The organism is Spiroplasma endosymbiont of Villa modesta, from assembly GCF_964030925.1.
Classification (GTDB): Bacteria; Bacillota_I; Bacilli_A; order Mycoplasmatales; family VBWQ01; genus Spiroplasma_E.
In genome coordinates, this window is the sequence record NZ_OZ034992.1 from 752,858 (window position 1) to 769,918 (window position 17,061).

Below are 17,061 nucleotides of genomic sequence, written 5' to 3' on the forward strand. Positions count from 1 at the left end.
GTAATGAAAAATTACTTAAAAATAAAAAATATATTGAAATACAAGAAATATTAAAAATTATAGAAAGGGATTAATAAATATGGAATGTAGAGAATATAGAATTAAAGGTTCATGTGATATATGTAATAAAAATTCATCATTTGCAAATAGAACTTGTAATAAATGTTTTTATAAATTAATGAGTGATAATGATGAAATGTAATATACATAATGAAAAATATATATGATTTTCTGAATTAGAAAATACATATTATTGTAATAAATGTATTGATGACATGATTGAAGAAGATATGTATTTAACAAGTGATAACTATGATAGGTTATATAACCATTATATTAATGAATTACAATTAGAAAATTTTAAAGGAGTGTAAATATGAATAGATTAGAATTACAAAATGCAAGAAAATTAATAGAAAAATTTGAAGAATTACAAGAAGAATTTAATAGTAAATATGAAAATTGAGAAATTACAATTGATGATGATGGTGATTTAAAAACTTATAATGATTATTTTACATATGAAGATGTAAATAAATTAGAACAAGCAATTATTGATTATAAAAGAATTTTTAAAGGTTAAAGGAGATAAATAAATATGGCACCTAGAAATAAAATTTCAAAAGATAAATTATTAAGTAATTGAATAAGATTTCGTGTTTCTGATATTGAAAAACAAGAAATTAAAGATTTTTGTCAAAGTAAAAATATTACAATTACAAAGTTTATAAGAGGTTTAATTAAAAATGCAATTAAACAATCAAAAAAATAATTTAATTTTTAAAAAAGAAACACATCAATATTTTATTCAAAATAAAGAATTAATATCAGTAAGTAAAATACTTGATTATTATTTAGGTAATTCATATTGTAAATGTAATAAATGTAAATATTGTTTTAATATTCATAATGCAAGAATTCGTGATAATGCAGTTCATAAAGTAGCAGAATTATATTTTAAAAATATAAATATTAAAAATATAAGTAATCAAATTAAAAATATTATTAAAGATTTATTTTCACAAAATTATTTAAATTATTGTTATACATTATTAGATTATTTACCAAATAAATTTATTAATAATAATGAATATATTAGTGAAAAAATATTTAATTATGATATTGTTGCTGGAACACCAGATTTAATTTATAAAGAAAATAATTTAAATATAATAATAGATTTTAAAACTTATAAAGTTTTTACTAAAGAATTATTAGAAAAATCAAAATTACAAATAATAGCATATTATTGATTATTAAAAAATAATAATTATGAATTATCAAATATACATTTTATATGTTGAATTAAAGAAACTGAAATTGAATTAATAAAAGTTGAAATAACAAATGAATTATTAATTGAATGAGAAAAAGCAATTTGAACATGAAAGGAATTAAAATAAAATGGCAAATGAATTATTAGTTAAAAATATTAATAATGGTAATGTAGAAAAATTTATTAGACAAAAAGGTATTATTAATAATTTAGAAATTCAAAAATTTAAAAGTAATGTATTAGCAATTTCAAATCAATATGGTTTAGATAAAGCATATCCAGATACTATTATTAATAGTTGTTATCAAGCGGTATTATTGAATTTACCATTAGAAAAGAATTTTGGTTATTGCTATATTGTACCTTATTGAGATAGTAATACTATAGTAAATAATGCTCAATTTCAAATGGGATATAAAGGTTATATTCAATTAGCATTACGTAGTCAACAATATAAAGAAATTAATGTAAGTGATGTTAGATTAACAGAAATTAAAAAAATAGATAGACTTAAGGGAATTGAATTTAATTGAATACAAGATGATTTAGAAAGATTAAAACAACCTATTATTGGTTATGTAGCATATTTTCAATTGGTAAATGGTTTTGAAAAAACTTTATATATGTCAAAAGAACAAATAGAAAAACATTTTTTAAAATATTCAAAAACTTATGCCAAAAATAAAGAATTTGTTGTTAGTGATTTTGATAGTATGGCATTAAAAACTGTATTAACTCAATTATTAAGAAAATGGGGAATTATGAGTAGTGAAATGCAAATTGCATATGAAAGTGACCAAGCAATTATTGGTGGTTGGCCCTTAATTACTGGACCATTTTTGATATAAAATTCTAAATTTTAATTTGTAAAATTGGTGGTTTTAGAAATTTAGAATGTATTCTTTCATAATTATAAAACATAACATATTGATTTACATCATTTATAGCTTCATTGATGGATAAATATTGATTTGATCCTTTAGGTAGTCATTCTTGAGATAAATGAGAAAATCAGGTTTCAGATAATACATTACCACCAATATCATAAGGTTGTTTTTTGCTTAAAATTATTTGTTTATCCTCTGCTCATTTTGTGATATCCTGACAATAAAATTCGTTGGCGTTATCTGAATGTAAAATAACATTTTTTACTTGATTTCAAGAAAATTGTTTGTTGATTTTTTCAAGAGCAGGAAGAATTAAATCCTGATATGATTTATTAGGAGCAATATTATAACTAACAACATTATTTGAATAAAAATCAATAATTACAAAAAGATATAATCATCCTTCTTTAGTATTTATTTGTTTAGTGTCCATTGATCAAATTTGATTTGAAGAGGTTGTACTTTTATAATCTTTGTTTACTTTATCCATTGTAGGTATTCACTTATTTGGATTTTTTTTGTTTTTAGGATAGTTATTTTTAGTTTGTTTTAATCCTTGAATATTGTGTTCTTTCATAATTTTTCGCATTTGTTTTATTGATAATTCTATATTTAAAATGATATTTTTTTCTTGTTTTAATCACTCTTTAAAAGCTGAAAAAATTCTTAAATATCCATAAATTCTGCCTTTTCTTGTAGAATGAAATTCGATTAAAAGTTGGCATATTTTTTGATATTTATGATTGCATTTAATAATATGATTTTCTTCTTTTTTAATAGGTTTTTGTTTATTTTTTAAAAAGTAATATGTTGATCTGTTTAATTGAAGATATTGACATAGGTTTCTAATTGAATATTGATTTTTACAATCATCAATAATTTTAATTTTTTCTTTGATATTTAATTTGTTAATTACTAATGCTATTTGTTTAATTTTATCCATTAATAAAAATCCTTTCAGGTTAAAATTAGTGTTAATTATATAACACAATTGTTTTTAGAATACATTCAGGTTTTTTAAATTAATGGTCTAGTAAAAAGGGCTAAGTGGCAAGTGGCAAGTGGCAAGTGGCAATGTAAAGCAATATGTAGTATATATGCAAGTGATTTAGATTTAGAAAATGAAGGTAATGCAAGTCCATGAAGAGAAGAAATAAAATGTGAAAGTTGTGGTAGATTAAATTATGAATAATTATTTACTTTCAATTGACCCAAGTATTAAAAATACTGGATTTACTTTATGAAAAAAAACAAAAAGAATTAGTGAATGTGAAGTTAATTATAATGAAATTGAATATATCGATGAATGAAAACCGATATGAATAAGCAGTTATAATTTTAATAAATATGAAATAAAAACATCATTAGAATTAAAATGAAAAATTAGAGATTATATTATTCCTAATATTGATACAAAACCTAATAATACTTATCCATGATTAGAAAAATTTGATTTAATCATTGAACGTGGTACTTTTCATAGTAAAAATGGTATTGGTTATGAAACTCAAGAACATTTACGTGGTTTTATTGCTGGACAATTTAATAAATTATTAACTAAAAATATGTTAATAAGTCCAAGTGAGTGAAAGAAATGATATGTAAAAAATGATAAATATTGTTCTGCTATTACATTTGTAAATGGTATAAATTATAAATGAGATAAAAATGTTTCTTTATTTATGTGTGAATATTTAATAAAAGAAAATAAATGAAATATAAAAATATCAAATCATGATGAAGCTGATAGTTTATTAATTGGTTGATATTATTTAAATAAGGAGAATAAATAATGAAAGAATTAAAAAAAGTAACTAGATTTGAATTAATAAATAAGGTTGGAAGACAAATTGTTATTTATAGTAAAGAACATAAAAATGGTAATAAAAATATTAATAAAATTGAATATGATTTACAAGATAATGAACAAACATTAAAAGTATTTATTGGTTAGGAAGTAAAATAATGCAAAAACAAAAACAAGAAAAAGTATTACTTAAATGTATTGTTAAATATTGTAATAGTAAAGTATTAGTTACTTTAAAAATTGGAAATATTGAAGATAGTGCTGTTCAATTTTTTAATATGTGTTATTTTCATAAAAAACAATTTAAAAATAAAGTAAAAGAAATTAAAAATGAATTTAAAAATAAGGAGTAAATAATGGTTTGATGAGAAATATTAACTATAGTATCAGTATCAGTAATATTATTTTTAATGATAATTTCAGTACTAACGGATGTTATAACTAAAATTATTAATTATTGATAATATAACTAAATTTTCTATATTTAATATAGAAAATATGATATAATTAATAAAGAGAAATTACTCATTCCTAAATAATTTCTCTTTTTTTATTTTTTTAATTTATAATATTATTAACAGATAAAAAATGGGAATGAGTTTTTATTTATGAGCAATAATATAAAAGAATATTGAATATTTATTGATGATAGTGGAAATATTGAATTATCAGATGAAAGTAAATATTTTATATATGCAGGTCTTTTGTTTCAACATAAAAAAGATATTGAAGAATTTAGAATTAATTTTGAAAAAACATTAATCTCATTATTTGGAAATAATAAAGAAGTAAAAGGGTCAGATAGAATTTCAAAAGAAAAAAGAATAAAAATAAATAATTGTATAATAAACAGTAATTGTAAATTATTTTGTGTAATTGTTGAAAAAAATTCTTCATATATGTTAAAAAATATTGAAAAACAATTTAAAATTTTATCAGATAATATAAATAAAAATAAAAAAGCAAAAAGAATTATTAAAAAAATTAGAAAAAATGAATATGGGAGACAAAAAACTTATTTTATAGGACAGTTAATAACTCTTATAAAAAAGAAAAATATATATAATAAAAATGCTAAAATCAATATTATTAGTGATAAAGAATATTTATACTATTCTAAATTTGAAACAATGGATAAATATTTAAAATATGGTCAAAAATATTTAAGTTTTTTTGATTATGAATTTAATTTTAAAATGGAAGATTCAAAAAAAGATTACTGTTTACAAGGTGCAGATTTTGTTGCATATTCTATTGGAAGAGCATATAATGAAGAAGATAAAGAATTTTTTAATTATATAGATAATTTAAAACATATAGTATATAAAAATCTTCCTTTTTTAAATAAAGAAGATGAAATTAGTAAAAATATTGACAAAAATATTAAAATTGATAATATTTAAGTATAAAGGTGGCCATAGGACTTTGTCCCATATTGGTAAAAGCGTAAGTTCGTCTTCCACCTTTTTTCTTTTATATAAAAAAAGTTACCATTTAGGTAACTTTTTAATTAGATTGTGAAATATTATTTTGGTTAGATTTGCTTTTAAATTTAAAAATAGATTTTAATTTTGGAAATTTTCGAATTAACTTTAAAATTATTGGAATAAAATAAAAATATAATAACTCAATACATGCAAAAATAATAAATATATAATAAACATTTTTTAAATTCATACTACTATTAAAAAATAAAAAAAGTAATGGACTTATAAATAAAAAACTTAAGGTGGTATATATATATATATAGTTTTTTAAATTTTTATTATCACAAAAACGAATGAATAACTTATATGGTACAAACATTAGAAATAAAAATGTCAAAGATATGGCAATTGAAATTGTGTAAGGAGAATTTATAAAATCACCTCATCATGGTCAAAATTCATTACGATTTAAAAAATACATGTTTATTCACTTCCTAGAACTTAATTATATTTTAATTTTACCAAATTATCTTGCATTTAAAACTATTTTATTAATATTAGATTTAAGATTTGATATATATCTATATGTTCAACTTTTATCTGGTTCTCTTTGTGCAGAATTGGTATATTCTATTTTACCTAAATTGCCTTGTAAATAAATAATTCAATTTAATTTTTCTGAGTTATTAATTATACTAAATGCTATAGGATAATCATTATTTATTTTTTGTTCATAAGAATTATAAGACTTTTTAATTTTTAAATCAAATTCGTAATTACAGAAAGAATATGAATTAAAAATATTATAATTGTTAATACTTTTATAATAAGCATTTGCAAAATAATCATTAACTTCATTAGGAGCAATTGTACCAAACTTACTAAAAAATTCAGATTCTGGAAAACTGTTTTTATTTATTTTTAAATCTTTTAAATCAATAGTTATACTTGTATTTTTTACTTCTTTTGATGGTTTAAAAGTTTCGTTATTAATATCAATGATATTTAAATCAGAACTTTTTGAATTTGCTATTGTTTCAAATTTATAGCTATAATGTATTGTTATGCTTTTGTAAAATCTTTTTAAATCATTAAATGTATTAATTAATAATGTAGGGTCTAATAATGAATTTAAATCTATTTCATATTTATCAAATTTACTTATATTTTTTTCTTCTCATTCTTTTATATTATTAAATCCTTTTTTTATTAATGATACATCGTTTGCTGTCATTTCAATTTTTAAATCTGGAACAATAACAATTGATTTTGCTATATTTTGAGGACTTGGTGGTAATATTTTTGCTGGATAACTAAATGTTGTTTCTTCACTTTCTGAATATTCATCATGATTTAATTTATATAAAGTAGTTCAATTAAAAGCATTACCAGTTAAATAACCCATATTATTATATCTAAACTGAGCAACTGATATTTCATTATAATCACCTTGATAAGTAAAAGGATTATCACTATAAAATGTATGTCTTTCTTCACCTTGATGTAATGATTGAGTTACAATTGTATCAATAATATAAGCATAATTTGAACCATCAATAACTCCATTTGATGTTGGATTTCATTGACAATTAGTATCTTCATTTGTAAATGGTGAAGCAATATCTAAAAACTCTGTATCTTCTGCTAAAATATAAACTTTATTATTTTTCTTTTGTGATAAATCAACTGTACTTATTTGTTCTTTTGTAGTTAATTTCTGACCAGTAGTAGGGTCTCATGGATAAACACTTACTCTATCACTTAATTTCATTGTCATAGCAGTTGTTGAAACATTTGCACCTAATAATTTACCAATAGTAAAATCATTATCATTTGTAAATGCATTTAATGGAATTAAACCACCATTACCAATAATACTTTCTAAATTACTTGTAAAAAATGCACTCATAAAACCATTAAAATATAACATTTTTTTATATTGTTGAGCATTTTGAGTAATAACTCAACTACTTCATATACCTAATGTTAAAGCATTTAATAATTTACCAATTAAAGGAATATCACTTAAAGCAAAAGGTAATCATTGTTGACTATCATAAGGCATTTGTATTAAAGGACTAAATACTACACTATTAAAATTTAATATTGATGACATATATTTTTGTGTTATTTTACTATAATCTACAGTTGGACTTCCTATAATTAAATGTGTATCTGGGTCTTTATATTTAAAATTACTTGACATATCTACATTATAATTACCCGTTAAATTATTTATATTTCATTCACTATCTCAAAAGAATTTTGCTTCTCCTACTGATGTACCATTACTTAATCTTGCTTTATCTTTATCAAAAGCAAGCATACCTTTAAAATCTTTTGTTACAAATAAATTATCTTGAAAATTTAATGAAGTTTTTAATCATTCTGTAAAATTTTTAAAATTAGTAAATCCAGTAGGTTGTGCATTCATAATATTATAAAATGTAGTTTCTGGATGACTACTTGTTGTTATTTTATCATTTATACCAGCAAGTAAACCACCATTATTTTTAATATCAGTTGTAGATTTTTCATTATTACCAGCAATAAATAATCTTCTTGAAGCAAATACTTTACTTTCAAATATTTCTTCTGTTCCTTGTTGAATTGGTTCTTGCCCTTGAATTATAGGTCTTCCATAATAATAACAACTTGTTAATAATTCTAATCCATAACTTTGTCTATGACTATAACGTACACCAATATCTTTCATTAAAGTACGATTTAAGGTTACTTTTCCTTGTTGAATAGTAGGGAAAGCATAACCACTACCCGGGCTTGCATATTGTACAAAATCAAGTGTATTTTGACCACTAGAAACTACTCTATCATTTAAACTACTAAAAGTTAATACTTGCATACTAAATGCACCATTATAAGGACTATAATAATTTGTTACATTTGAAATATATAATAATTGTCTATCTTGATTTTTACCACTATTACCACCAATATTTTCATTTTCATCATTAAATACTACAAAAAATTGTAAATAATCATCAATTGTAATATGTTCTTCAAACATTACTAAAGTATATTGTCTTTTTGTTTGTACTGTTTTAAATATTTGATTATTTGGTAAATTACTAAAATCAACACCACTTGTATCATCAATTAAATAAGCATTTCAATAATCACCTATTTTATATTGTTTTGTATAAAATTCATCTTGACCTGTAACTTTATGTGTTTCTTCATTAATTTTACCTTTATTTTTTTGATATATTTTTGTACTATTTTTTCAAATACATACAACTGGAGTAGTACCAGTTAATATTAATTCATATTGACCAAAATCACTAATTTTACTATTAATTGGTTTATAACCAGTTTCAGTTAAAGGTATAGCACCATTATTTATAATAAATGGAAATATTTTTCAATAACTACATCTCTTTATTAATTGTTGAGTTTGTTTTAATGCTAGATGTGCTTGTTTCATTAATTGAATTCTTACTGCGTTGTTCATTATCATTTGTATTATCTCCTAAATTTTTATTTAAAAATTTATTTTCATTAATAATATGTTCTAATTTTTGTTTTGCCATTAATGTATCAATATTTTCATATAAACTAATTGCTTCAACTATTGACATTGTTCCATTATTTAATCTACTATTAATTAATTCATCTTGTACTAATTGGTCAACCATAGCAATTGGTATAAATTCAAAACTATAAGGTCTTTCACCCTTACCATTTCAATATACTTTTCCATTTTCATCTTTAGAAGAAGTTACTAACATATCAAACATTCTATATAAATAAGTTGTATAATGTGTTATTTTTACTTCTGTTGTTTGCATATCAAATTTATTATTCATTAATGTTTTAGTTTTATTTTCATAATTAATTCCATTAAATTCATCATAATCATAACCAGCACCATTAAATATTTGTTTTGCTGTACCATTATAATCAAGTCAATATTCACCAAATTTTGGATTACCTTGTACAATATCAACTCCACCATTACCACCTTTTGCATAATTTGCAGTAGTAATATTTAAAAATGCGTCTTTAATAATTGATTGAAAATCATCACTTAAATTTAAAGCTTTAAATTTTTCATTATCAATAATTCCATAAAATCTAGTTAAATTTAATATTCTTTCTTTTCTTTTTTGTTTAATAATATGTTGTAAATCTCATATTAAATTTCATACTGGTACACAATCTGGATATGCATTCATTTGTGTACTATTACCATAAAAATGAATTTGTGGTAAATTTGTAATTTCAACAATTGGTAAATAACCAAATGGATTTTTTAATTCATATTGTTGTTTTAATTGACTTTCTGGTTTAATTTTTGATTTTGTACTACCTAATAAAATTTCTCTATTACCATTAAATATTTCAACTTTTACTTTTGAATTTTCTATTGTTACTCATGTTAAACTACCATTATCACTTTGTTCATTCATAAAAAATAATTCTGCTGATTGTTCTTGTTCATTAAATTTGGCAACACGTGACATAAAACTTGGACTTGGTAAAGTTAAACTTAATTCACCATTTTTAGTTAACATTCATATTAAAAAACATTTACCTAATAATGAATTTTGAATACCAAATTGATATAATTTTTCATTTCATTTATCTTTATCTTTTAATTTATTTAAAAAATTTAATAAGTCTTTATTTTCACTTTTAAATAATAAACCTTTACCTAATCATAACATTGTACTTTTATTTGCAATAATTCTAGGTATATCTAATTCTCAATTATCTTCATGTATACTAAAATATTCTGTTGGACTATAATTCATATTATCACTCCTTATTATTAATAAAACTATATTGTTTACCAAATTCAAATTTAGTTTTATTAATTAATAATTCATTATTTATTTGTTCAATTAATCATTTCATATCATTCATTAATGCATAACAATCACTATCTCAAGTATCATCATATAAATCTAACATTTTAGGTTCATTATTTGAATTTTCTATTTTAGATTTAGATAATCATTGAATTAAACTATATTGTCTTTTAGTTTCTGGACAATTATTTCAATCATAACTTAATATATTTTTAATTAATCCAGTAGTAGTAAAATCAATTCTATCTTTTAAATACATTACTGATTTATCTACTGGTTCAAAATTTAATCAATTCATATTTCTTTTATTTTTTTCTACATTTAAAACATCAATAAATGCTTGACCACCATTACCATAATCAACATAACAAGTAAAACCTTTAAACATAGCAAAATATTTTTGTGCTTCAATTAAATAATAATCAATAATACTATTTGCTAATTCATAAGTATTTTTAAAATACATTGCTGGTTGACCATTAATATTAGCATTACTATGATAAAATTCACTTACTTTATGTGCTCTTCTTCCATTATGATTTTCACCAATAAATCATAATGAAGCAGCAGTTGGATGACCACTTGAACTTGTTGCCATACCTATATCTAATCCACCAGTTATTTTAGAAACTTGAAAATCTAATTTAGTATTTACTTTATCTAAATATCTTGCAAATATAGAACCAGTTAAAACACTAGGTACACCATAATATCAACTTTGTGGCCACTTGCCACTTGCCACTTAGCCCTTTTTACTAGACCATTAATTTAAAAAACCTGAATGTATTCTAAAAACAATTGTGTTATATAATTAACACTAATTTTAACCTGAAAGGATTTTTATTAATGGATAAAATTAAACAAATAGCATTAGTAATTAACAAATTAAATATCAAAGAAAAAATTAAAATTATTGATGATTGTAAAAATCAATATTCAATTAGAAACCTATGTCAATATCTTCAATTAAACAGATCAACATATTACTTTTTAAAAAATAAACAAAAACCTATTAAAAAAGAAGAAAATCATATTATTAAATGCAATCATAAATATCAAAAAATATGCCAACTTTTAATCGAATTTCATTCTACAAGAAAAGGCAGAATTTATGGATATTTAAGAATTTTTTCAGCTTTTAAAGAGTGATTAAAACAAGAAAAAAATATCATTTTAAATATAGAATTATCAATAAAACAAATGCGAAAAATTATGAAAGAACACAATATTCAAGGATTAAAACAAACTAAAAATAACTATCCTAAAAACAAAAAAAATCCAAATAAGTGAATACCTACAATGGATAAAGTAAACAAAGATTATAAAAGTACAACCTCTTCAAATCAAATTTGATCAATGGACACTAAACAAATAAATACTAAAGAAGGATGATTATATCTTTTTGTAATTATTGATTTTTATTCAAATAATGTTGTTAGTTATAATATTGCTCCTAATAAATCATATCAGGATTTAATTCTTCCTGCTCTTGAAAAAATCAACAAACAATTTTCTTGAAATCAAGTAAAAAATGTTATTTTACATTCAGATAACGCCAACGAATTTTATTGTCAGGATATCACAAAATGAGCAGAGGATAAACAAATAATTTTAAGCAAAAAACAACCTTATGATATTGGTGGTAATGTATTATCTGAAAACTGATTTTCTCATTTATCTCAAGAATGACTACCTAAAGGATCAAATCAATATTTATCCATCAATGAAGCTATAAATGATGTAAATCAATATGTTATGTTTTATAATTATGAAAGAATACATTCTAAATTTCTAAAACCACCAATTTTACAAATTAAAATTTAGAATTTTATATCAAAAATGGTCCAGTAATTAAGGGCCAACCACCAATTTTATTAGAAGATTTAGTTTAAGAGAAGAATTAAGTAAATATGCACTGATATTTCAACAAGAAGGTAAAAATATTACTCAAAATGCAATTGAATCTGATTATGCTCATATGGCATTAGATGGTGCTGTTACAGCAACATATGTTAATGGTTCAACAAAAGAAACATTAAATAATTATTTCTTCTTTGATGAAGTTCATCCAACAACATTAGTGCATCAAGCGGTTGCTGAAGATCTTTATAATTTAGTTGAAAAGTGATAATGTTTTAAAACATTAGATATAATAATTACTATATAAGATAAAAGTTCAAATTTGAAATATTATCAAAAACAAAAGTATTTTCCGAATATTGAAACACTGAATAATCTTAAAAAAGTTTATTATTGAGGAAAAAATAAAAGTGTGATTATATATGAAACATTATGATATTATAACATTAACGTAAAATATATTAATAATTTTGTGAGGTTGGAAACATGGTTTATATTGTTCATGGTCAAGATGAGTATTTAGTAAGAAAAAATATTGAACAATTAATTAAAAAAAATCATAAAAAAGAAAATTATGATTATAATCTATATGAATTACAAGAGGATACAATTGTTAATATTATTAATGAAATTCAAATTATGAGTATATTTGAAGAAAATAAAGTAATCGTAATTAATGATAGCAGTAATTTATGACAAAAATATATTAAAGAAAAAAAATTTGTTAATGCTTTGCTTAATCATAATCAAAAAACAATGATAATTATTAAAAGTTTAAATGTTGATTTTAAAATTAGTAGAGAATTTCAACAATTTAATATTATCAAAATTAAAAATTATACAAAATCACAATTATTATTATTAATTAATAAAGTTTGCAATAGTTTTAAAATTAACATTACTCAAGAAGCAACTAATTTTCTTTTAGAATACTTGCCAAATGATGTCAGTATTATTTTAAATGAGTTATCAAAATTAAGATTAATTGGAAAAAAAATAACTTCAGATATTATTATTGAGGTGGTTCCTAAATATTTTGAAACAAATATTTTTAAAACTGTTGAATATATATTAAAAAAAGATTATAACAATTTTTGAACACAATATAACTATTATAATGTTATTAATTATGATAAAATTAAATTGATTAATATTCTTGTATATCAATTAGAATTAATTAGAGATATCAAAATTTTAGTTAAACAAAAAAAAAGTAATGAAGATATTTCCAATATATTAAATATTTCTAAGTTTCAAGTAAAAATATTAGAACAATATTTAAATATTAATTTAAATATTAATAATATTTTGTTGAAATTATATGAATTAGATTACAATATCAAAAAAGGAAAGTTTAATAAAAATATTGCAATTGATTTATTTTTTTTGAATATTTAGTATATAATTATAGATGTTTTAAACTCAAGAGGTGATACATATAATGAAAAGTAATAAAAATACTGATGTTACAGAAAAAAAGTTAGTAGAAGAAAATAGTGACATTACATTGGTTAAACCAAAAGTAAAAAGAGTTACAAAGAAAAAAACCGAAAAAGTGTACTCAGAAGAAGATTTAAATGTTGCATTATACTATGAAATATCAAGTACTATATATAACAGTTTAAATAATTTAATTGTTAGAAAATCTATTTTTGCTAATGAAGAACTTTTAAAAATTTTAGAATTACAAATTTCTAATTTATTTTTTCTTGAAAAAGAACTAAAAGAATTAAAAGATAAAAAGTATGCAATAGAATTTTTGCAGTTAATTTCTAATTTGGTAAATCGTAGTTTGAGTATTACTAAAAGTTCTCCTAAAAATCGTATTGAAATTCTTGAAGAGCGTAACTTATTAATAGTTACAATTACTAATATTTGTAAGACTGTGGAAAAAGAAAGTCTTGAACGAATAAGACAGTTTGATAATAATACTTTTAATGAATTAAATGATCAAATTACTGCATTAAATAATTTTAGTGATGATGCTACTGAGGTTAAGCCAAGTGTTACTCCAAATAATCAGAATGTTGATAATAATGTTGATACAAATCCTAATATTGGTGGCATTGGAAATCTAGGTAATAATTTAAATATTAATAATCTTGATAATAATAGTTTAGCAAATTTAGCGAAGTTAGGTGTATTACCGCAACATCCCGCCACAAATCCTAAATTTTACCCGTATATGAATAAACCAAAATATATTCCACTTTTAAAGAAAATATTATCAGCTTTTTTCTTATTAACAACAGTGCTAGCAATAGCTACTTATATACTAACTTATTTTATAGCAGGTACTTTTCAAATTAAAAATAGTAGTACATTACCTGTTTATTATAATTTTGCACAACAATCAAAAACTATAGTTTTCACTATTGTCACAACAATAGTTTTAAATGGAGGCTTTTTATATTCAATTTTAAAACCACCAAAATTAGGTCGTGATTTATATCGAACATCATATTTTTTAATAGTTATTTTAATTTTTTGAATAATTTATACAATTTCAAATTTAATTTATATGACAACAAATGATTCATTATTAAGAACATTTACTTCTTTTTTAGATAAAGGTGATGAAATTAATCCTAATGCTTTACCTTGATTAAAAGGATTAGCAACTTTTAAAGCTTTTCAAATATTAACATATATTACAGCAGCATCAGCAATTTTACCAATTGCTATTATACTAGTTATTGCTATTCTTAATCCAAAAATTGATCGTAATAAAATTATGAGAGCTAATTCGGAATATCAAAATGCTATTAATAATGCTTTAAGTGGTAAACCCTATGAAATCGATCCATCACTTTTTGATGATAGTTTAGATAATGATAATAAAAAAGATACAAAAGATCATAAATTTTGACGTAATAGTGATTTATTTAAATAATAAAATTAAAAAGGACTTTTAGTCCTTTTTAATTTTATTATTTTTAATTATTAGATTTAATATCTTATGCTTGTCAACGTAATTTTGAACTTGCAACTATTGTGTAAATACCAATCAATCCAAGGGCAACTCCTAGATATATTCCATAAGTTGTTGTAAAAGTAAAACTTGTTCCACTTCAAGCTTGAATAAATGGATCCATAGCGTATTTAAATGGATTAAAGTAAGTTGCGTATTTTAAAACGGGACTACTATTAATTAACTCAGCTGGGAAAAATACCCCACTTAAAAGTGCAACTGGAAAATAAATTACATTTGATGCTGCAACTAAAGCAGTTACTGATTTGAAAATTGAGGCCAATAACATTCCTAAACCCATTGATGAAAAGAAAATTAAGATAATAAATGGGATAGATTCTCCAATAAAATTTGCTGTTACTATATTATTTCACCCATAAGTACCACCAAACATAATTCCAGCTCATAATAAAGATCATAAGAATGGCGCTATCATAAAGAAAAATCCAATTATCATAACTGAAAGAACAAAAAAAATTGGTTTAATATTTGTTGCTCCAATTCGCTTCATTAAAACACTATTTTTAAATTCAACAATTGTTTGTGGAATAATGAAAATTCCTACTGCATTGGTTGTAACATTGAAATTGAACCAACTAAAGTATGTAAACTTTTTACAGTATCACCTTCCATTTGTTTAAAAGCAAAACCTTCTAAGAACAACATTAGAATTGGAAATAAAACTAAAAAGAAGGGTACAAAAAATCCTCGATAATAATATTTAAACATTAAGTTTATTAATGGTCGACTTTTTTCGGGCATTTTGGCTTTATGAATTCATTTATTTTTTTCTTTGGACATATTCCGTAATTAAATTTAATTAATTGTCAATAAAATTGTTTTAAAACTATTTAGTGTTATTGAATATAGAAATAAATATTTTTTGAAAAAATAGTTTAAAAAATGAGTTTACATTTTAAACAAAAAATTGTTAATAATATTTTTATATTAACTCGATAAAAATTTAAATTTTAAAAAAATATTTTTAATATTTTTTTTATTTTAATGGTTTTATTTTATTAAAAATTTCACAAAGTAAGTTAAATCTTAAGTACATAAGTCTAAATTTAGATTTTCTACATTTATTTACTAAAATTTTGAATCTTTTCAATCAAGCAAAGACATGTTCAACTTTAATTCTAATTTTAGATACAATCTTATTGTATTTTCTTTCTTGTTTAGTTAATTTTTTATTTTTAGTTCTTTTAATTGGTATTATTGTATTTTTATAAATATTTTGTATACCTTGATATCCTAAATCACCAATAATTATTGTTTTTTCTGAAAATTCAAGATTTGAATTTTTTAATATTTGAAAATCATGCACTTTACCATTATCAGCAAAAATATCAACAATTTTTTTATTAAAAAAATCATATACAATTTGAAATTTTATAGAATACATTCAACTTTTACCAGAAAAATATTCTAACTGTAGTTTTTTTTAGTTGGTCTTTCAATTTCAATCTCAGTTGAATCAATTAAATAAAATTGAAATTCATTTGAATTTTCTTGTTTTTTATCAATTTTTAATTTATATCTTTCTTTTAAAAATTGGTAATCTTTGTGGTTACTAAGTTTATTTTCTACTCAAGTAATATTTCGAAAACAACTTGATGGGCTCATTTTAGATTTAATACTCATTTGAAAAAAAAGTATAATATTCTTTTCAGTATAATAAAGTCATCATTAATCTTTCTTCTACTGAAAGTTTATTTTTTCGACCTTTATTTTTTTCTAATTTTTCTATTTCAATTAATTTTTCTAACATTTCATTAAAATGAAAACGTTTTATACCAAAATATCTGTAAAATTCTTCATTTTTTAATTTTTTTAAATTTTCAAAAATCATTTTTATCAACACTTTTCTAAATTTATTGTTAATAACAAAATTATAAAATAAATTTTAAAATTATTAATTGACTTTTAAAAAATTTAATTACGGAATATGTCTTTTGTTTTTTTTGATTTCAGCATTTTCTTTTTTTATTTCTTCATATT

24 protein-coding genes are annotated in these 17,061 nt (G+C 21.3%); 15 read left to right on the plus strand and 9 right to left on the minus strand.

Features of this window, described 5'->3' with window-relative positions:
- Positions 1–79 precede the first annotated feature (79 nt).
- Genes AAHM89_RS04865 through AAHM89_RS04890 form a run of 6 tightly spaced genes read left to right on the plus strand, consistent with a single transcriptional unit; the run spans position 80 to position 2,124 of the window.
- Entirely contained in the window at positions 80–202 is a 123-nt protein-coding gene (locus AAHM89_RS04865; protein WP_342267111.1) for a hypothetical protein, read from the plus strand.
- Positions 189–374 (plus strand): hypothetical protein, encoded by a 186-nt coding sequence (locus tag AAHM89_RS04870; RefSeq protein ID WP_342267112.1) that lies wholly within the window; start codon positions 189–191, stop codon positions 372–374. Before AAHM89_RS04865 ends, AAHM89_RS04870 begins: the two co-directional genes overlap by 14 nt.
- A gap of 2 nt (positions 375–376) precedes the next feature.
- Positions 377–583, plus strand: a complete 207-nt coding sequence (locus tag AAHM89_RS04875) for a hypothetical protein (RefSeq protein ID WP_174480510.1) — start codon at positions 377–379, stop codon at positions 581–583.
- Positions 584–598: 15 nt separating this feature from the next.
- The gene (locus AAHM89_RS04880; protein WP_342267113.1) at positions 599–772 is read left to right on the plus strand and encodes a hypothetical protein; all 174 of its coding nucleotides are present in this window, start codon (positions 599–601) and stop codon (positions 770–772) included.
- Positions 747–1,403 carry a hypothetical protein gene (locus AAHM89_RS04885; protein ID WP_342267114.1) on the plus strand — a complete coding sequence of 219 codons (657 nt, stop codon included), beginning with the start codon at positions 747–749 and terminating at the stop codon, positions 1,401–1,403. The genes AAHM89_RS04880 and AAHM89_RS04885 overlap by 26 nt, the downstream gene beginning before the upstream one ends.
- A gap of 1 nt (position 1,404) precedes the next feature.
- Positions 1,405–2,124 (plus strand): recombinase RecT, encoded by a 720-nt coding sequence (locus AAHM89_RS04890; protein WP_342267115.1) that lies wholly within the window; start codon positions 1,405–1,407, stop codon positions 2,122–2,124.
- Between the two features lie 4 nt (positions 2,125–2,128).
- Here AAHM89_RS04890 and AAHM89_RS04895 read toward each other — a convergent pair whose 3' ends face one another.
- Positions 2,129–3,106, minus strand: a complete 978-nt coding sequence (locus tag AAHM89_RS04895; RefSeq protein ID WP_342267116.1) for an IS3 family transposase — start codon at positions 3,104–3,106, stop codon at positions 2,129–2,131.
- 111 nt (positions 3,107–3,217) lie between these two features.
- On the opposite strand from AAHM89_RS04895, the gene AAHM89_RS04900 reads away from it, so the two are divergent.
- The 5 genes from AAHM89_RS04900 (at position 3,218) to AAHM89_RS04920 (ending at position 5,373) form a co-directional block, all read left to right on the plus strand.
- Positions 3,218–3,355, plus strand: coding sequence for a hypothetical protein (locus AAHM89_RS04900; RefSeq protein WP_342267117.1), 138 nt, complete (start codon positions 3,218–3,220; stop codon positions 3,353–3,355).
- Positions 3,348–3,956, plus strand: coding sequence for a hypothetical protein (locus AAHM89_RS04905; RefSeq protein ID WP_342267118.1), 609 nt, complete (start codon positions 3,348–3,350; stop codon positions 3,954–3,956). Before AAHM89_RS04900 ends, AAHM89_RS04905 begins: the two co-directional genes overlap by 8 nt.
- Entirely contained in the window at positions 3,956–4,117 is a 162-nt protein-coding gene (locus AAHM89_RS04910) for a hypothetical protein (RefSeq protein ID WP_342267119.1), read from the plus strand. The genes AAHM89_RS04905 and AAHM89_RS04910 overlap by 1 nt, the downstream gene beginning before the upstream one ends.
- A gap of 11 nt (positions 4,118–4,128) precedes the next feature.
- Positions 4,129–4,323 (plus strand): hypothetical protein, encoded by a 195-nt coding sequence (locus AAHM89_RS04915; protein WP_342267120.1) that lies wholly within the window; start codon positions 4,129–4,131, stop codon positions 4,321–4,323.
- Between the two features lie 255 nt (positions 4,324–4,578).
- Positions 4,579–5,373, plus strand: a complete 795-nt coding sequence (locus tag AAHM89_RS04920) for a DUF3800 domain-containing protein (RefSeq protein WP_342267121.1) — start codon at positions 4,579–4,581, stop codon at positions 5,371–5,373.
- Positions 5,374–5,923: 550 nt separating this feature from the next.
- On the opposite strand, the gene AAHM89_RS04925 is transcribed toward AAHM89_RS04920, so the two are convergent.
- The 3 genes from AAHM89_RS04925 to AAHM89_RS04935 are packed head-to-tail and all read right to left on the minus strand — an operon-like array spanning position 5,924 to position 10,971.
- Complete coding sequence (locus AAHM89_RS04925; RefSeq protein ID WP_342267122.1) at positions 5,924–8,875, minus strand: hypothetical protein; 2,952 nt, start codon at positions 8,873–8,875, stop codon at positions 5,924–5,926.
- The gene (locus AAHM89_RS04930) at positions 8,787–10,172 is read right to left on the minus strand and encodes a hypothetical protein (protein ID WP_342267123.1); all 1,386 of its coding nucleotides are present in this window, start codon (positions 10,170–10,172) and stop codon (positions 8,787–8,789) included. The genes AAHM89_RS04925 and AAHM89_RS04930 overlap by 89 nt, the downstream gene beginning before the upstream one ends.
- 1 nt (position 10,173) lies before the next feature.
- On the minus strand, positions 10,174–10,971 hold the full coding sequence (locus tag AAHM89_RS04935; protein WP_342267124.1) for a hypothetical protein: 798 nt from the start codon (positions 10,969–10,971) through the stop codon (positions 10,174–10,176).
- A 104-nt stretch (positions 10,972–11,075) separates the two neighbouring features.
- On the opposite strand from AAHM89_RS04935, the gene AAHM89_RS04940 reads away from it, so the two are divergent.
- From AAHM89_RS04940 to AAHM89_RS04955, 4 genes are all read left to right on the plus strand, one after another.
- On the plus strand, positions 11,076–12,053 hold the full coding sequence (locus AAHM89_RS04940) for an IS3 family transposase (protein WP_342265776.1): 978 nt from the start codon (positions 11,076–11,078) through the stop codon (positions 12,051–12,053).
- Positions 12,054–12,207: 154 nt separating this feature from the next.
- Complete coding sequence (locus tag AAHM89_RS04945) at positions 12,208–12,360, plus strand: hypothetical protein (protein ID WP_252320469.1); 153 nt, start codon at positions 12,208–12,210, stop codon at positions 12,358–12,360.
- 215 nt (positions 12,361–12,575) lie between these two features.
- A complete protein-coding gene (holA, locus tag AAHM89_RS04950) occupies positions 12,576–13,487 on the plus strand; it encodes a DNA polymerase III subunit delta (protein WP_342267125.1) in 912 nt (303 codons plus the stop codon).
- A 43-nt stretch (positions 13,488–13,530) separates the two neighbouring features.
- Positions 13,531–14,982 (plus strand): hypothetical protein, encoded by a 1,452-nt coding sequence (locus AAHM89_RS04955; protein WP_342267126.1) that lies wholly within the window; start codon positions 13,531–13,533, stop codon positions 14,980–14,982.
- A gap of 64 nt (positions 14,983–15,046) precedes the next feature.
- Here AAHM89_RS04955 and AAHM89_RS04960 read toward each other — a convergent pair whose 3' ends face one another.
- The 5 genes from AAHM89_RS04960 to AAHM89_RS04980 form a co-directional block, all read right to left on the minus strand.
- The gene (locus tag AAHM89_RS04960; RefSeq protein WP_338988319.1) at positions 15,047–15,454 is read right to left on the minus strand and encodes an ABC transporter permease; all 408 of its coding nucleotides are present in this window, start codon (positions 15,452–15,454) and stop codon (positions 15,047–15,049) included.
- Positions 15,455–15,621: 167 nt separating this feature from the next.
- A complete protein-coding gene (locus AAHM89_RS04965) occupies positions 15,622–15,861 on the minus strand; it encodes a hypothetical protein (RefSeq protein ID WP_342267127.1) in 240 nt (79 codons plus the stop codon).
- A 196-nt stretch (positions 15,862–16,057) separates the two neighbouring features.
- Positions 16,058–16,465: a transposase family protein gene (locus AAHM89_RS04970; RefSeq protein ID WP_339045908.1), complete on the minus strand. Its 408-nt coding sequence runs from the start codon at positions 16,463–16,465 to the stop codon at positions 16,058–16,060.
- Positions 16,466–16,488: 23 nt separating this feature from the next.
- A complete protein-coding gene (locus AAHM89_RS04975) occupies positions 16,489–16,704 on the minus strand; it encodes a hypothetical protein (protein ID WP_339047170.1) in 216 nt (71 codons plus the stop codon).
- Positions 16,694–16,912 carry a hypothetical protein gene (locus AAHM89_RS04980; RefSeq protein WP_339046964.1) on the minus strand — a complete coding sequence of 73 codons (219 nt, stop codon included), beginning with the start codon at positions 16,910–16,912 and terminating at the stop codon, positions 16,694–16,696. Before AAHM89_RS04980 ends, AAHM89_RS04975 begins: the two co-directional genes overlap by 11 nt.
- Positions 16,913–17,061 lie beyond the last annotated feature (149 nt).